We start from the raw sequence: 13,098 nt of genomic DNA, 5'->3' as shown, positions 1-13,098 counted from the left end.
ACAACCAATGTTCAAAATACTGTTACGCGCGACCTGCGTCGCACTCGGGCTGTCTATCGCCCCATCGTCCGTTCTGGCGCAAGAGGGGCAACCCATACAACTGATCGTTCCTTACAACCCGGGAGGCGGCTCCGATCTCTTCGCCCGCCTGGTCGCGCCAGGGCTGGGCAAGGCCATGAACCAAACCGTGATCGTTGAAAATCGCGCCGGCGCGGGCGGCATCATCGGCACCGAGGCGGTGGTCAGGGCAACCCCTCCCAACAAGATGCTGCTGGTGTCGGATTCCGCTGTCTACTCCATCATTCCCTCGCTATACACACCGCTTTCGTACTCCCGCAAGGACTTGATCCCCGTGGCCAATCTGGCCACGTTCGGGAACGTGCTGGTCGTGCCCGCGAACTCGCGTTTCAAGACGTTCCAGGATCTGCTGGAAACCGCGCGCAAGTCCCCGGGCAAGTTGTCGATCGGGTCGTCTGGAACGGGCGGCATTACGCACTTGGCGGCTGAAAGACTCATGGAACAAGCGAAGATCAAACTCGTGCACGTTCCGTACAAAGGCAGCGGCCCCGCGATTACCGACACCGCGGGTGGCCACATCGACATGGTGTTCACGGGATTGCCATCCGTGTTGGAGTTGCTGCGGTCCGGAAAGCTGCGTGCATTGGCGATCGCTACCGACAAGCGCTCCCCGTATGCGCCCGAGATCCCCACGATCAGCGAATCAGGAGTACCAGGATTTTCGGCGCTGATATCCCAAGGCTTGTTCGCGCCCGTCAATACGCCCCCCGAAACCGTTCAGAAGCTGAATCAGGCCGTGCAGGACTTCATGAACCAGCCCGACACCAAAGAGACACTGAGAAAAATGATGGTGGAACCCGTGTACCAGTCGTCCGCCGAATACAAGACCTGGCTGGACAAGGAAGCCAGTGAATGGGCAGCGCTGATCAAGCGCGCCGACATCAAAGTGCAATGACGGTGACAGGTGGCCGCCCCCCGTCAGCCACCCGCTTGCCCTGCCATAAAGGACAGATTCGATGATAGATCTCTACGCCTGGCGCACCACCAATGGCCTGCGTGCCACCATTGCCCTGGCCGAATGCGAATTGCCGCATCGCGTCATCCCCATCGATGTGGGCGCCGGCGCGCAAAAGTCGCCCGACTACTTGAAGATAAATCCCGCCAGCCAGATCCCCGCCATGGTCGATCCGGATGGGCCGGGCGGCCAGCCGCTGGTACTGGCCCAATCGGGCGCCATCGTGCTGTACGCCTGCCAGAAAGCAGGCCGCTTTGTTCCCGACAACGCCGCCGACCGGGCCATAGCAATGCAATGGGCCTGGCAAGCGGGCACCGATATAGGCGGCACCAGCGCTTCGATGAACCAGGTGGAAGTGGTGTCGCCGCTGAAAGTGCAAGAACACATCGACCTGTTCCAGAAGCGCTTCGCCCGCTATTTCCGCATCGTCGAGGAACATCTGGCCAAGCGCGATTACCTGGCCAACAGCATCAGCTATGCGGACTTCATCCTGTATCCCAACTACGCGCTGCGCCGCAACCTGCTTGACCCGGCGGCATTCCCGGCGCTGGCGGCCTGGGCTGACCGTATGAGCCAGCGTCCCGGCGTCATCGCGGGCATGCGCTTGCATGCCGACACGGGGAAGTCGCCATGACGCCGATGAACGGCGCCGAAGCGCTGGTGCGCACGTTGGTCAATGCAGGCGTCACCACATGTTTTGCGAATCCGGGAACATCGGAGATGCACTTTGTGTCGGCGCTGGATCGAGTCCCCGGCATGCGCTGCGTGCTGGGTTTGGCCGAGACCGTCGTGACGGGCTGCGCCGACGGTTATGGCCGCATGATGGGGCGCCCCGCCGCCACTCTGCTGCATTGCGGCCCTGGGCTGGCCAATGGATTGGCAAACCTGCACAACGCAAAGCGTGCCTACACGCCCGTCGTCAATATCGTGGGCGACCACGCCACCTACCACGTCGCCTACGACACGCCGTTGACGTCCGACGTGGAAAGCCTGGCGCGGCCCATGTCGCAATGGGTACGTCTGTCGCGCCATGCCCGTAGCGTGGCCGATGACGCCGCGCTGGCGGTACAGGCCGCCCGCACGGCGCCAGGCGGTGTGGCCACATTGATCCTGCCCGCCGACACAGCCTGGACGGAGTCCGACGGCCCGCAACAACCCCACCCGGTGCCGGCCCGCCGTCAGGCCGGCAGCCAGCACATCGACCAGGCTGCGCGCGCCTTGCGTGCCCAGGGCGCCGACGGCGCCGCCATGATCTTGCTGGGTACTGGCGGGCTGACGGAAGCGGGCCAGCTGGCCGCCTGGCGTATCGCCCGCGCCACGGGTGCGGCACTGCGCACCACCACTTTCGTGGCACGCATGCCGCGCGGACACGGGCGGCCGCCTATCGACCGATTGCCGTATGCCGTGAACCAGGCGCTGGCCACGCTGGCGCCCGTCCGCACGTTGATCCTGGCCGGGGCACCGGCGCCCGCGGCTTTCTTTGCGTATCCCGACAAGCCCAGCGACTTGTGCGCCCAGGGGACGACGGTGATCCCGTTGGCCGGTGTCGACGAAGATGCCGAGGCAGCGCTGATTGCACTGGCCGAAGCACTGCGGGCGCCACGGCAGGTCGATCTTGGATTGCCCGCGCCGGAAACGGGCATGCCCAGCGGTGCGTTCACGCCGGCGGCGTTTGGCCAGGTGCTGGCGCGCCTTCTGCCGCATGACGGCATCGTGATGGAAGACGCCGTCACATCCGGACGCGGGCTGTTCACGCCGACTTTCCAGGCCGCCGCACATGACTGGCTGCAGAACACCGGCGGCGCCATTGGCGGGGGCATTCCCACCGCCACCGGCGCGGCGATCGCGTGCCCAGACCGCCCCGTGATTTGCCTGCAAGCCGATGGCGCCGGCATGTATTCGCTGCAAGGCCTGTGGACGCAAGCCCGCGAACGTCTGAACGTCGTGACCATCGTCTTCGCGAACCGGGCCTATGCCATTTTGCAAGGCGAACTGCGCGCCGTCGGCGCGGTGCCGGGCCCCGCGTCCAACGCGCTGTTCAGCTTGAACGACCCCGCGCTGGACTGGGTACGACTGGCCCAGGGCATGGGCGTGCCCGCTGAACGCACCGACACCATGGAAGGGCTCGCCGACGCCTTATCGCGCGCCTTGCATGCGCAAGGGCCCTACCTGATTGAACTGCTGTGTTGAACCAGGCGGCCGCACGCCGCGATGAACGGGAGCCTTCATGAAAATCGACAACGTCAGTCTTACGCTTTTCGCCTGGGACGACATTCCGCCAACCAGCTATGCCGCGCACACCGGCAAGTTTGCCGGTTCCAGCAAGCTGGGGCTACTGTCCATCCAGACCGACGCGGGCGTGACGGGCCACGCCTTCCTGGGATCGGCGTATTACCCCGCCGATCTGGACGGCCCAAACCTGATCAAGTATCTCAAGCCCATACTGATGGGCCAGGACCCGCTGGACCGGGAACGCCTGTTCCAGGCCATGTGGCGGCGTTCGCGGACGACCACGGTGCGCACCATCGGCGCCTGCGACGTCGCGTTGTGGGACATCGCGGGCAAGGTCGCCGGCCTGCCCATCCACCAGTTGATCGGTGGCTACCGCAACAAGATCAAAGCCTACGCCAGCTCGATGATCCTGGACTCGGTCGAAGAATACGCCGACGAAGCGCGTCACTATCAGGCGTTGAACTGGGCCGCCTACAAGATCCACCCGCCCCACCCCTGGAAAGAGGACATCCGCGTATGCGAAGGCGTGCGCAAGGCCGTAGGCGACGACTACCTGCTGATGCTGGACGCCGCCTGGGCTTATCAGTATCCCGAAGCCGTGCGGGTAGGACGCGCGATAGAGGAATTGGATTACTACTGGTACGAGGACCCGCTGCAGGATTCGGACATCTACAACTACGTAAAGCTGAAGCAGCAACTGCACATCCCCATCATGGCAACCGAGGCCCCGGCCGCCGTCCTGGATGCCTATGTGCCGTGGATACAGCAAAGCGCGACCGACTTCCTGCGCGGCGATGTCCCGCTGAAGGGCGGCATTACCAACATGCTGAAGACGGCGCATCTGGCCGAAGCGTTCCGCATGAATTACGAAATCCACCACGGAGGAAATTCGTTGAACAACGTGGCGCAACTGCACGTGGCCATGGCGCTGAAGAACACCGAGTTCTTCGAAGTGCTATTGCCCGGTGGGGCACAGAAATACGGTCTGATCGAGGACATAGAGCCGGACGCCGAGGGCTACGTCCATGCACCGACCGGCCCCGGACTGGGGGCGAAGATCGACTTCGATCTGATCGAGCGAAAGCGCGTCGCGATGCTGTGACGGCAGGCGGTCCACCGATGTGCGCCACCCGACCGCTCCGGGTGGGCCTGATCGCGCCGTCGACCCCATCAAGGAAGAATGGAAGAATTCGGACATAATTATTGCCCTGGCGCCTCGGCTATAGCACTCGGCCCGTCGCCCGCCTTGGCATACCCCGCGCCGGATTTTTCCATGAACCTTGCCCGTATCGACCTCGTCACACTCGCCCTGTTTGTTGCCGTTGCGCGCCAGGGCAGCATCTCGGCCGGCGCGCGCCAATCGCATCTGGCGGTGGGGGCGGCCAGCAAGCGGATCTCCGACCTGGAAACCGCCCTGGGCACCGCGCTGCTGTACCGCAACGCCGCCGGGGTGGAACTGACCGATGCCGGCCAGGCCTGCCTGGTCCACGCGCTGCGCGTGTTGCAGGAAGTGGAGCAGATGACGGGCGCGCTGTCGGATTTCGCGCAAGGCGTGCGCGGGCAGGTGCGCATTGCCGCCAATACCTCGTCGCTGACGCAGTTCCTGCCCGAAGACCTGGCCGCCTTCATGGATGGCCACCCGGCCGTGCGCATCGACCTGGAAGAGCAGAACAGCAGCGACATCGTCACCGCCGTGCTTGAAAACCGCGCCGATATCGGCGTATTCGCCGACCGTACGCCCGCCGACGGCTTGTCGACCTTCCCCTACCGCTTGGATGAACTGGTGGTGATCGTGCCACAGCGCCACCCCTTGGCTTCTGAGGCGCAAGTGGCGTTTGCGGACACCTTGGCCTACGACTACGTGGGCCTGCCGCCGGCCACGTCGCTGGCTACCCGTTTGTCCGACGAAAGCGGTCGTCTGGGCCGAGCCATGCGCTTGCGCATCCAGGTGCGCAGCTTTGACGCGATCTGCCGCATGGTCGCGGCGACCCGTGGCGTTGGCATCCTTCCGCGCATCGCGGCCGAGCCGCATGCGCGGTCGATGCCGATCAAACTCATTCCCCTGACCGACGAATGGGCGCGCCGCTGGCTGCTGCTGGGCGTGCGCGATGCCGACACGCTGACCGTAGGCGCGCGCCTGTTGCTGGCCCATCTGCGCGGCGATAACTAAGGCGAAGCCGCTGCGGGTTTGCCCGGGGTTTCTCATTCTGGGAACCCCCCTTTCCCCGATTGTCCATTCCGCCCGGCGCCGCTTTGCGCGCACACTGCCGCCTATCAATATCGAGTGTCGCCAGGGAGGCGAAATGGCTGGGCAGATTCTTGCTGGCATCCGCGTGCTGGAGCTGGGTCAACTGATAGCAGGGCCGTTCGCCGCCAAGACTCTGGCGGATTTTGGCGCGCAGGTCATCAAGATCGAGCCCCCCGGGCAAGGCGACCCGCTGCGCAAATGGCGTTTGCTGCACGAAGGCACGTCCGTGTGGTGGGAAGCGCAGTCGCGCAACAAGCAGTCGGTGTGTGTGGACCTGCGTCAGCAGGAAGGCCAGGACATCGTGCGCCTGTTGGCCCAGCAGGCCGACGTGCTGATCGAAAACTTTCGCCCTGGCACCCTGGAAAAATGGGGCTTGTCGTGGGAAGCCCTGCGTGAACTGAACCCGCGTCTGATCATGCTGCGCATCTCGGGCTATGGCCAGACCGGCCCCAAGGCGCGCGAGCCGGGCTTTGCGGCCATCGGCGAGGCCATGGCCGGGCTGCGTTACCTGAACGGCGAACCAGGCCGCGCGCCGGTGCGGGCGGGCTTGTCGCTGGGCGACACCATCGCGGGTCTGCATGGCGCGCTGGGCGTGATGATGGCGCTGTACCAACGCGATGCGCGTGGCGGCGTGGGCCAAGTGATCGACGCGGCGCTCTACGAAAGCCTGTTCAACCTGAGCGAAAGCCTGTTGCCGGAATACTCCGTGTTCGGCGCCGTGCGCGAGCCGGCCGGCGCCGCGCTGCCGGGCATCGCGCCGTCCAACGCCTATCCGTGCCAGGACGGCTACGTGCTCATCGCCGGCAACGGCGACGCCATCTACACCCGCCTGATGGCACGCATCGGCCGCGACGATCTGGGCCAGGACCCGGCCTTGGCGCACAACGATGGCCGCGCTCGACGCGTGGCCGAGATCGACGCCGCCATCGGCGCTTGGACACAAACCCGGCTGATCGACGACGTATTGGCCGCGATGCGCGAAGCCGACGTGCCGGCCGGCCGCATCTATTCGGTGGCGGATATTGCCGCCGACCCGCACTACCGCGCCCGCAATGCCATCACCACCGTAGAATCCGCCGCCGGCGTGCAAGTGGAAATGCCGGCCGTCTTTCCGTATCTATCGGCCAACCCCGGCGCGGTCCGCGAACGCGCGCCCACGCTGGGCGAGCACACCGATGCCGTGCTGGCGCAGGCGGGCTTGTCGGACGAACAACGCGACGCGCTGCGCGCCAAGGGAGTAATCGCATGAACGCCGGCCCCACCAAGATCGAGATCAACGAAGTCGGCCCCCGGGACGGCCTGCAGATAGAAAAAACCCTGGTCGCCACCGACGACAAGGTCGCCTTCGTGGACGCCTTGTCCGACTGCGGCTTTGCGCGCATCGAAGTCACCAGTTTCACGTCGCCCAAGGCCATCCCCGCGCTGGCCGACGCGGCGGACGTGATGCGCCGCATCCGCCGCCGTCCGGGCGTGATCTATACCGCGCTGGTGCCCAACATCCGCGGGTTGGAACGCGCGCTGGAAGCCGGCACAGACGAAATGAATCTGGTCATGTCGTGCAGCGAGACGCATAACCGCGCCAACCTGCGCATGACGCGCGAGCAGTCGTATGCGGAACTGTCGCAGGTGCTGGCCGCAGCGGGCCGCAGCGGCACGCCGTGCAATGTGTCCCTGTCCACCGCCTTCGGTTGCCCGTTTGATGGCGACGTGCCGGTGGATCAGGTGCTGGACCTGGCCACACGGCTGGCGGACGCCGGCGCCACCGGCATCACCCTGTGCGACACCACCGGCATGGCGTACCCGACGCAAGTGGCCGCCCTGTGTGAACAGGCGTCCGCACGGCTGCCCGGCGTGGCGCTGACCGTGCACCTGCACAATACGCGCGGCATGGCGCTGGCAAATGCGATGGCCGCTTGGCAAACCGGCATCACCCGCTTTGACGCGGCGGCCGGCGGCCTGGGCGGATGCCCGTACGCGCCCGGCGCCAGCGGCAACGTCAACACCGAAGAACTGGTGCACATGTTCGCCTGCATGGGCGTGGATACCGGCGTGTCGCTTACGCCTTTGCTGGCCATCGTGCGCGGCTTGCCCGCACTGGTGCAGCGCGATCTGAGCAACGCCTTGCTACAAGCAGGCCCCCGCCTGGCGACCCACGCCGCGCCCGCCTGGCTGGCCGAGAGATTTCCAGAGTAGTACCCGATGTAGTGCAGTACCGATGTAGTGCAGCCGTTTATCCGCTTGTTTTGACACCACACCTATAAAAAACCAAGGAGACATCCCATGGCATTGCCCTGCCTGCCCACCATCCTGCGCGCCGGTATCGCCGCCGCCCTGACCCTCGGCGCCAGCGCCGCCAGCGCACAAGCCGACTTCCCCAATCGTCCGGTCACGCTGATCGTGTCCGCCGCGCCGGGCGGCACCACCGACATCGCGGCCCGCCTGATCGCCCAGCCTCTGGGCGCGGCGCTGGGCCAGAGCGTCGTCGTCGAGAACAAGCCGGGCGCCTCGGGCGGTATCGCCGCGCAGACGGTGGCGCGCGCCAAGGCCGATGGCTACACGCTGCTGCTGCAATACTCCGGCTTCCAGGTCATCACGCCCCACGTCACGCCCACCGCCGGCTGGGACCCGATCAAGGACTTCGCCCCCGTCGCCAACGTGCTGTCGGCGCCGCAAGTCGTGGTGGTGCGCCCGGACCTGCCCATCAATTCGCTCAAGGAACTGGTGGCCTACGCCAAGGCCAACCCGGGCAAGCTGAACTACGCATCGTCCGGCAACGGCTCGCTGCAACAGGTGGCCACCGAACTGCTGAACCAGATGGCCGGCACGCAGATCACGCACATCCCCTACAAGGGCACCGGCCCCGCGCTGAACGACCTGCTGGGCGGCGCCGTGGACATGACCATCACCACGCCCCCGCCGCTGCTGGGCCAGATCGCCGCCGGCAAGCTGCGCGCGCTGGCCGTCACCGGCAACACCCGCCTGCCGTCCCTGCCGAACGTGCCCACCGCCGCCGAGGCCGGCTATCCCGACCTGATCGTGTCATCGTGGTTCGCCATGTACGCCCCCAAGGACACGCCCGCCCCGGTCGTGGACAAGATCGCCGGTGAAATCCAGAAAATCATGAAGACCGACGCCTTCCGCCAAAAGGCCGCCGAGCAAGGAGCGGAAGCCATCTTCATGGGGCCGAAGGAACTGGGCGCGTATACGCAGTCGGAACTGGACCGCTGGGGCAAGGTAGTCAAGACCGCGAAGATCACGGCTAACTGAGTAAAGGCTTTCTGAAATGAAAAAGGCCGTTAGTGAGAATGCTCACTAACGGCCTTTCATTTTTTGGTCGGGGCGGTGGGATTCGAACTCACGACCCTCTGCTCCCAAAGCAGATGCGCTACCAGGCTGCGCTACGCCCCGAAGGGTGGCAACTATACCAGAATCCAGGCCGCTCCGGGAGCCGTGCTGTGTTTCTGGGGCGCGCCATGCCCGGCGCGCCGCCTTCTTGCATCACCACATCAACCCAGCACGGCAATCAGCCGAAGCGGCCCGTGATGTAGTCCTCGGTTTCCTTGCGCGACGGCTTCACGAAGATCTGGTCGGTCTGGCCGAATTCCATGAGCTCGCCCAGGTACATGTAGGCGGTGTAGTCCGAGCAGCGCGCGGCCTGTTGCATGTTGTGCGTCACGATGACGACGGTGTAGTCGTTCTTCAGTTCGGCGATCAGCTCTTCGATCTTGGCGGTGGAAATCGGGTCCAGCGCGGAACACGGCTCGTCCAGCAGCAGCACTTCCGGCTTGATGGCCACGCCGCGCGCAATGCACAAGCGCTGTTGCTGGCCGCCCGACAGGCTGTTGCCGCTTTGGTGCAGCTTGTCTTTCACTTCGTTCCACAGCGCGGCCTTGCTCAAGGCCCATTCCACGCGCTCGTCCATTTCACCCTTGGACAGGCGCTCGAACAGGCGCACGCCAAACGCGATGTTGTCGTAGATGCTCATCGGAAACGGCGTGGGCTTCTGGAACACCATGCCGATCTTGGCGCGGATCAGCGAGATATCGGTCTTGGTCGTCAGCAGGTTCTCGCCGTCCAGCACGATTTCGCCCTCGGCGCGCTGGCCCGGGTAGAGTTCAAACATGCGGTTGAACGTGCGCAACAGCGTCGACTTGCCGCAGCCCGAGGGGCCGATGAAGGCGGTGACCTTCTTCTCCTGGATCGACATGTTCACATTGCGGATCGCATGGAACTTGCCGTAGTAGAAGTTCAGGTTCTTGACCTCGATCTTGTTCTTGACGGCGGTAGCGGTGTTTTCCATTTCTCTTCCCTTGGCTCCGGCGCGCCACGCGCACCGGCAAAGCGATCTTTACTTGTTGCGGAACATGTTGCGGGCAAGGATGTTGATACCCAGCACCAGCAGCGTAATCAGCGTGGCCCCGGCCCAGGCCAGGTCGTTCCAGTCCTTGAAGGGGCTGGCGGCGTATTGGTAGATCACGACCGGCAGGTTGGCCATCGGCGCGTTCATGTTGAACGACATGAACTGGTTGGACAGCGCCGTGAACAGCAGCGGCGCGGTCTCGCCCGAGATCCGGGCAATGGCCAGCAGCACGCCGGTGATGATGCCGGTCTTGGCAGCGCGATAGCACACCAGCGTGATCATGCGCCACTTGGGACACCCCAGCGCGGCCGCGGCTTCGCGCAGGCTGTTGGGCACGAGCATCAGCATGTTGTCGGTGGTGCGCACCACCACCGGAATCACCAGGATGGACAACGCCAGCGCGCCGGCCCAACCCGAGTAATGCCCCACCTGCGCCACATACACGGCATAGATGAACAGGCCGATGATGATGGACGGCGCCGACAGCAGCACGTCATTCAAAAACCGCGTGGCGGGCGCGAGCCAGCCGCGATGGCCATATTCAGCCAGGTAGGTGCCCGCCAGGATGCCGACCGGCGTACCGATCAGCGTGCCCACGCCGGCCATCACCACGCTGCCGAAAATAGCGTTGATCAGGCCACCCGTTTGGCCGGGCGGCGGGGTGATCTCGGTGAACAGCGTGTAGGACAGCGCGGGGGCGCCCCGGGTCAGCAGGGTCAGAATGATCCAGAACAGCCAGAACAGCCCGAACACCAGCGTGGTCAGGGACACCGCCAGCATGATGCGGTTGACCACGCGGCGCCGGCGGTAAATGCCATTCTGCATATTGAGTACGGATACAGCCATGATCTTTTCCTTGTGCTCGCGGCGCGTCAGGATTTCTTGCCTTCGCCGACGGACAGGCGAACCAGCAGCACTTTGGCCAGGGCCAGCACGATCGTCGTGATCAGGAACAGGATCAAGCCCAGCTCCAGCAACGCCGACTTCTGAATGCCGCCCGCTTCATTGAATTCGTTGGCCAGCGCCGAGGCGATCGAGTTGCCCGGTGAAAACAGCGACCCCGACCACTTGAAGGCGTTGCCGATCACGAACGTGACGGCCATCGTCTCGCCCAATGCCCGGCCCAGGCCCAGCATGATGCCGCCGATGACGCCCGACTTGGTGAAGGGCAGCACCACGCGCCACATGACTTCCCAGGTTGTGCTGCCCAAGCCGTAGGCCGATTCCTTCAACATGGCCGGCACCAGCTCGAACACGTCGCGCATCACGGCGGCGATGAACGGGATGATCATGATCGACAGGATCAGGCCGGCAGTGAAGATACCGATGCCAAACGGCGGCCCCGCGAACAGGCCGCCGATGATGGGCACGTTGCCCAGGGTGGCGATCAGGAACGGCTGCACATACTGCTGGAACACGGGCACGAAGACGAACAGGCCCCACATGCCATAGATGATGGACGGAATGGCCGCCAGCATTTCCACGGCCGTGCCCAAGGGGCGACGCAGCCAGGTCGGCGACAGTTCGGTCAGGAAGATGGCGATGCCGAACGAAACCGGCACGGCGATGATCAAGGCGATGGCCGAGGTCAGCAGCGTGCCGATGATGGGCACCACGGCGCCGTAGTTCTGGTTGACGGGATCCCAATCGTTCAGCCACAGGAACGACAGGCCATACTTGGCCAGCGATTCGCGGCTGCCGTAGATCAGGGATACAAGAATGGCCGCCAGCAAAATGAACACCAGGAAGGCGAACAGGCGGGTCAGATTCTTGAATAGCGCATCCATCAGCGCGTTTTTATTTTGCTTCATAGGCGAAGGCGTGCCGGTAGTCACGGAGTCCGCCACGCTGGGCGAAAGCGGCACACTATTATCCATTACCGCGCTCATGGATGGACTTTCCTTAGGTAACCTGGGAAAAAAACGGGAGGTCTTGCTGCAGGCCGCCCCTTCTTTCTGACGGGCAGAATTCAGGGGCGGCTGCTTGATGGGTTACGCGCGTTGGAGGGCGGTTTTCTTGTCGCTCTTTACTCGCGCTACACCCATCCTACTTCCAGACGGGGGTGCCGTCGGCGGCTTTGACTTCGCCCCAGGCGGCGCGGATTTCCTTGGTCACGGCTTCCGGCAGCGGCACGTAGTCCAGGGCTTCAGCCGACTTGGCGCCGTTCTTGAACGCCCAGTCAAAGAAGTCCAGCACGGCCTTGCCTTGCGCCGGCTTGGCTTGCGACTTGTGGATCAGGATGAAGGTGGCTGCCGTAACGGGCCACGAATCGGCGCCCGGTTCGTTGGTCAGGACCACGCCCATGCCGGGTGCGCTCTTCCAGTCGGCGTTGGCGGCCGCGGCGGCGAATGCCTTCTGCTCGGGCTGGACGAACTTGCCGTCCTTGTTCTGCAGTTGCGTCCAGGCCAGCTTGTTCTGCTTGGCGTAGGCGTATTCCACATAGCCGATCGAGTTCTTCAACTGGCCCACGTAGGCAGCGACGCCTTCGTTGCCCTTGCCACCTTGGCCGGTGGGCCACTTGACGGCCTTGCCTTCACCGACTTGCGACTTCCAGTCAGCCGAGACCTTGGACAGGTAGTTGGTCCAGCCGAAGGTCGTGCCCGAGCCATCCGAACGGTGAACAACGATGATGTCGGCCGAAGGCAGCTTCAGGTCGGGGTTCAGTGCCTTGATGGCGCTGTCGTCCCACTTCTTGATCTTGCCCAGGAAGATATCAGCCAGCACGGTGCCCGACAGCTTCAGCTTGCCCGGCTCAATGCCGTCGACGTTCACGACCGCGACGGTGCCGCCGATCACGGCGGGGAACTGCAGCAGACCGTTCTTTTCCAGGTCAGCCGCCTTCATGGGATCGTCCGAAGCGCCGAAATCGACGGTCTTGGCGATGATCTGTTGCTGGCCGCCGCCCGAACCGATGGACTGGTAGTTGATCGCGTTGTTGGTGGCTGCCTTGTAGTCCGACGCCCACTTGGCGTAGACCGGGTACGGGAACGATGCGCCGGCGCCGGTCACATTGGCGGCTTGCACGGCAAATACAGCGGCGCTCAGCGCGACGCCCACGGAAACTTGTTTGAAGACACGTTTGAACATCTGGGTTCCTTCAGTGCTTGTTGGAGAAGTCGTATCAGGCTTTTCTTTGCTGCCTGTCTTTCAGCGACCCTCGCATCTTAGGGGTCCAACGTGACAAGATAGTGACAGTCACATACGGTTCATGTTGCCCTGTCCCCA

12 protein-coding genes and 1 tRNA gene are annotated in these 13,098 nt (G+C 64.2%); 8 read left to right on the top strand and 5 right to left on the bottom strand.

Features of this window, described 5'->3' with window-relative positions:
- The first annotated feature begins 7 nt into the window (after window positions 1-7).
- From CVS48_RS13945 to CVS48_RS13910, 8 genes are all read left to right on the top strand, one after another.
- On the top strand, window positions 8-973 hold the full coding sequence (locus tag CVS48_RS13945) for a Bug family tripartite tricarboxylate transporter substrate binding protein (protein WP_100854968.1): 966 nt from the start codon (window positions 8-10) through the stop codon (window positions 971-973).
- Between the two features lie 61 nt (window positions 974-1,034).
- A complete protein-coding gene (locus CVS48_RS13940; protein ID WP_100854967.1) occupies window positions 1,035-1,667 on the top strand; it encodes a glutathione S-transferase family protein in 633 nt (210 codons plus the stop codon).
- A 5-nt stretch (window positions 1,668-1,672) separates the two neighbouring features.
- The gene (locus CVS48_RS13935; RefSeq protein ID WP_100857653.1) at window positions 1,673-3,223 is read left to right on the top strand and encodes an acetolactate synthase large subunit; all 1,551 of its coding nucleotides are present in this window, start codon (window positions 1,673-1,675) and stop codon (window positions 3,221-3,223) included.
- Window positions 3,224-3,260: 37 nt separating this feature from the next.
- Window positions 3,261-4,367 carry an enolase C-terminal domain-like protein gene (locus tag CVS48_RS13930; protein WP_100854966.1) on the top strand — a complete coding sequence of 369 codons (1,107 nt, stop codon included), beginning with the start codon at window positions 3,261-3,263 and terminating at the stop codon, window positions 4,365-4,367.
- Between the two features lie 171 nt (window positions 4,368-4,538).
- Window positions 4,539-5,435: a LysR family transcriptional regulator gene (locus tag CVS48_RS13925; protein ID WP_100854965.1), complete on the top strand. Its 897-nt coding sequence runs from the start codon at window positions 4,539-4,541 to the stop codon at window positions 5,433-5,435.
- A 133-nt stretch (window positions 5,436-5,568) separates the two neighbouring features.
- Window positions 5,569-6,762: a CaiB/BaiF CoA transferase family protein gene (locus CVS48_RS13920; protein ID WP_100854964.1), complete on the top strand. Its 1,194-nt coding sequence runs from the start codon at window positions 5,569-5,571 to the stop codon at window positions 6,760-6,762.
- Window positions 6,759-7,706, top strand: coding sequence for a hydroxymethylglutaryl-CoA lyase (locus CVS48_RS13915; protein WP_100854963.1), 948 nt, complete (start codon window positions 6,759-6,761; stop codon window positions 7,704-7,706). Before CVS48_RS13920 ends, CVS48_RS13915 begins: the two co-directional genes overlap by 4 nt.
- A gap of 87 nt (window positions 7,707-7,793) precedes the next feature.
- Window positions 7,794-8,780: a Bug family tripartite tricarboxylate transporter substrate binding protein gene (locus CVS48_RS13910; protein WP_100854962.1), complete on the top strand. Its 987-nt coding sequence runs from the start codon at window positions 7,794-7,796 to the stop codon at window positions 8,778-8,780.
- Between the two features lie 64 nt (window positions 8,781-8,844).
- On the opposite strand, the gene CVS48_RS13905 is transcribed toward CVS48_RS13910, so the two are convergent.
- From CVS48_RS13905 to pstS, 5 genes are all read right to left on the bottom strand, one after another.
- Window positions 8,845-8,921 (bottom strand) — tRNA-Pro (locus CVS48_RS13905).
- Between the two features lie 115 nt (window positions 8,922-9,036).
- Window positions 9,037-9,813: a phosphate ABC transporter ATP-binding protein PstB gene (pstB, locus tag CVS48_RS13900; RefSeq protein WP_050449049.1), complete on the bottom strand. Its 777-nt coding sequence runs from the start codon at window positions 9,811-9,813 to the stop codon at window positions 9,037-9,039.
- A 48-nt stretch (window positions 9,814-9,861) separates the two neighbouring features.
- Complete coding sequence (pstA, locus tag CVS48_RS13895) at window positions 9,862-10,719, bottom strand: phosphate ABC transporter permease PstA (RefSeq protein WP_100854961.1); 858 nt, start codon at window positions 10,717-10,719, stop codon at window positions 9,862-9,864.
- A gap of 26 nt (window positions 10,720-10,745) precedes the next feature.
- On the bottom strand, window positions 10,746-11,762 hold the full coding sequence (pstC, locus tag CVS48_RS13890; RefSeq protein ID WP_100854960.1) for a phosphate ABC transporter permease subunit PstC: 1,017 nt from the start codon (window positions 11,760-11,762) through the stop codon (window positions 10,746-10,748).
- Window positions 11,763-11,919: 157 nt separating this feature from the next.
- Window positions 11,920-12,960 carry a phosphate ABC transporter substrate-binding protein PstS gene (pstS, locus tag CVS48_RS13885; RefSeq protein WP_100854959.1) on the bottom strand — a complete coding sequence of 347 codons (1,041 nt, stop codon included), beginning with the start codon at window positions 12,958-12,960 and terminating at the stop codon, window positions 11,920-11,922.
- Window positions 12,961-13,098: the final 138 nt, after the last annotated feature.

The sequence above is a fragment of the Achromobacter spanius genome, from assembly GCF_002812705.1.
In the GTDB taxonomy this organism is placed as follows: Bacteria; Pseudomonadota; Gammaproteobacteria; order Burkholderiales; family Burkholderiaceae_B; genus Achromobacter; species Achromobacter spanius.
The sequence above is the reverse complement of the archived record's forward strand: the minus strand, read 5'-3'. Positions and strand labels throughout refer to the sequence as shown.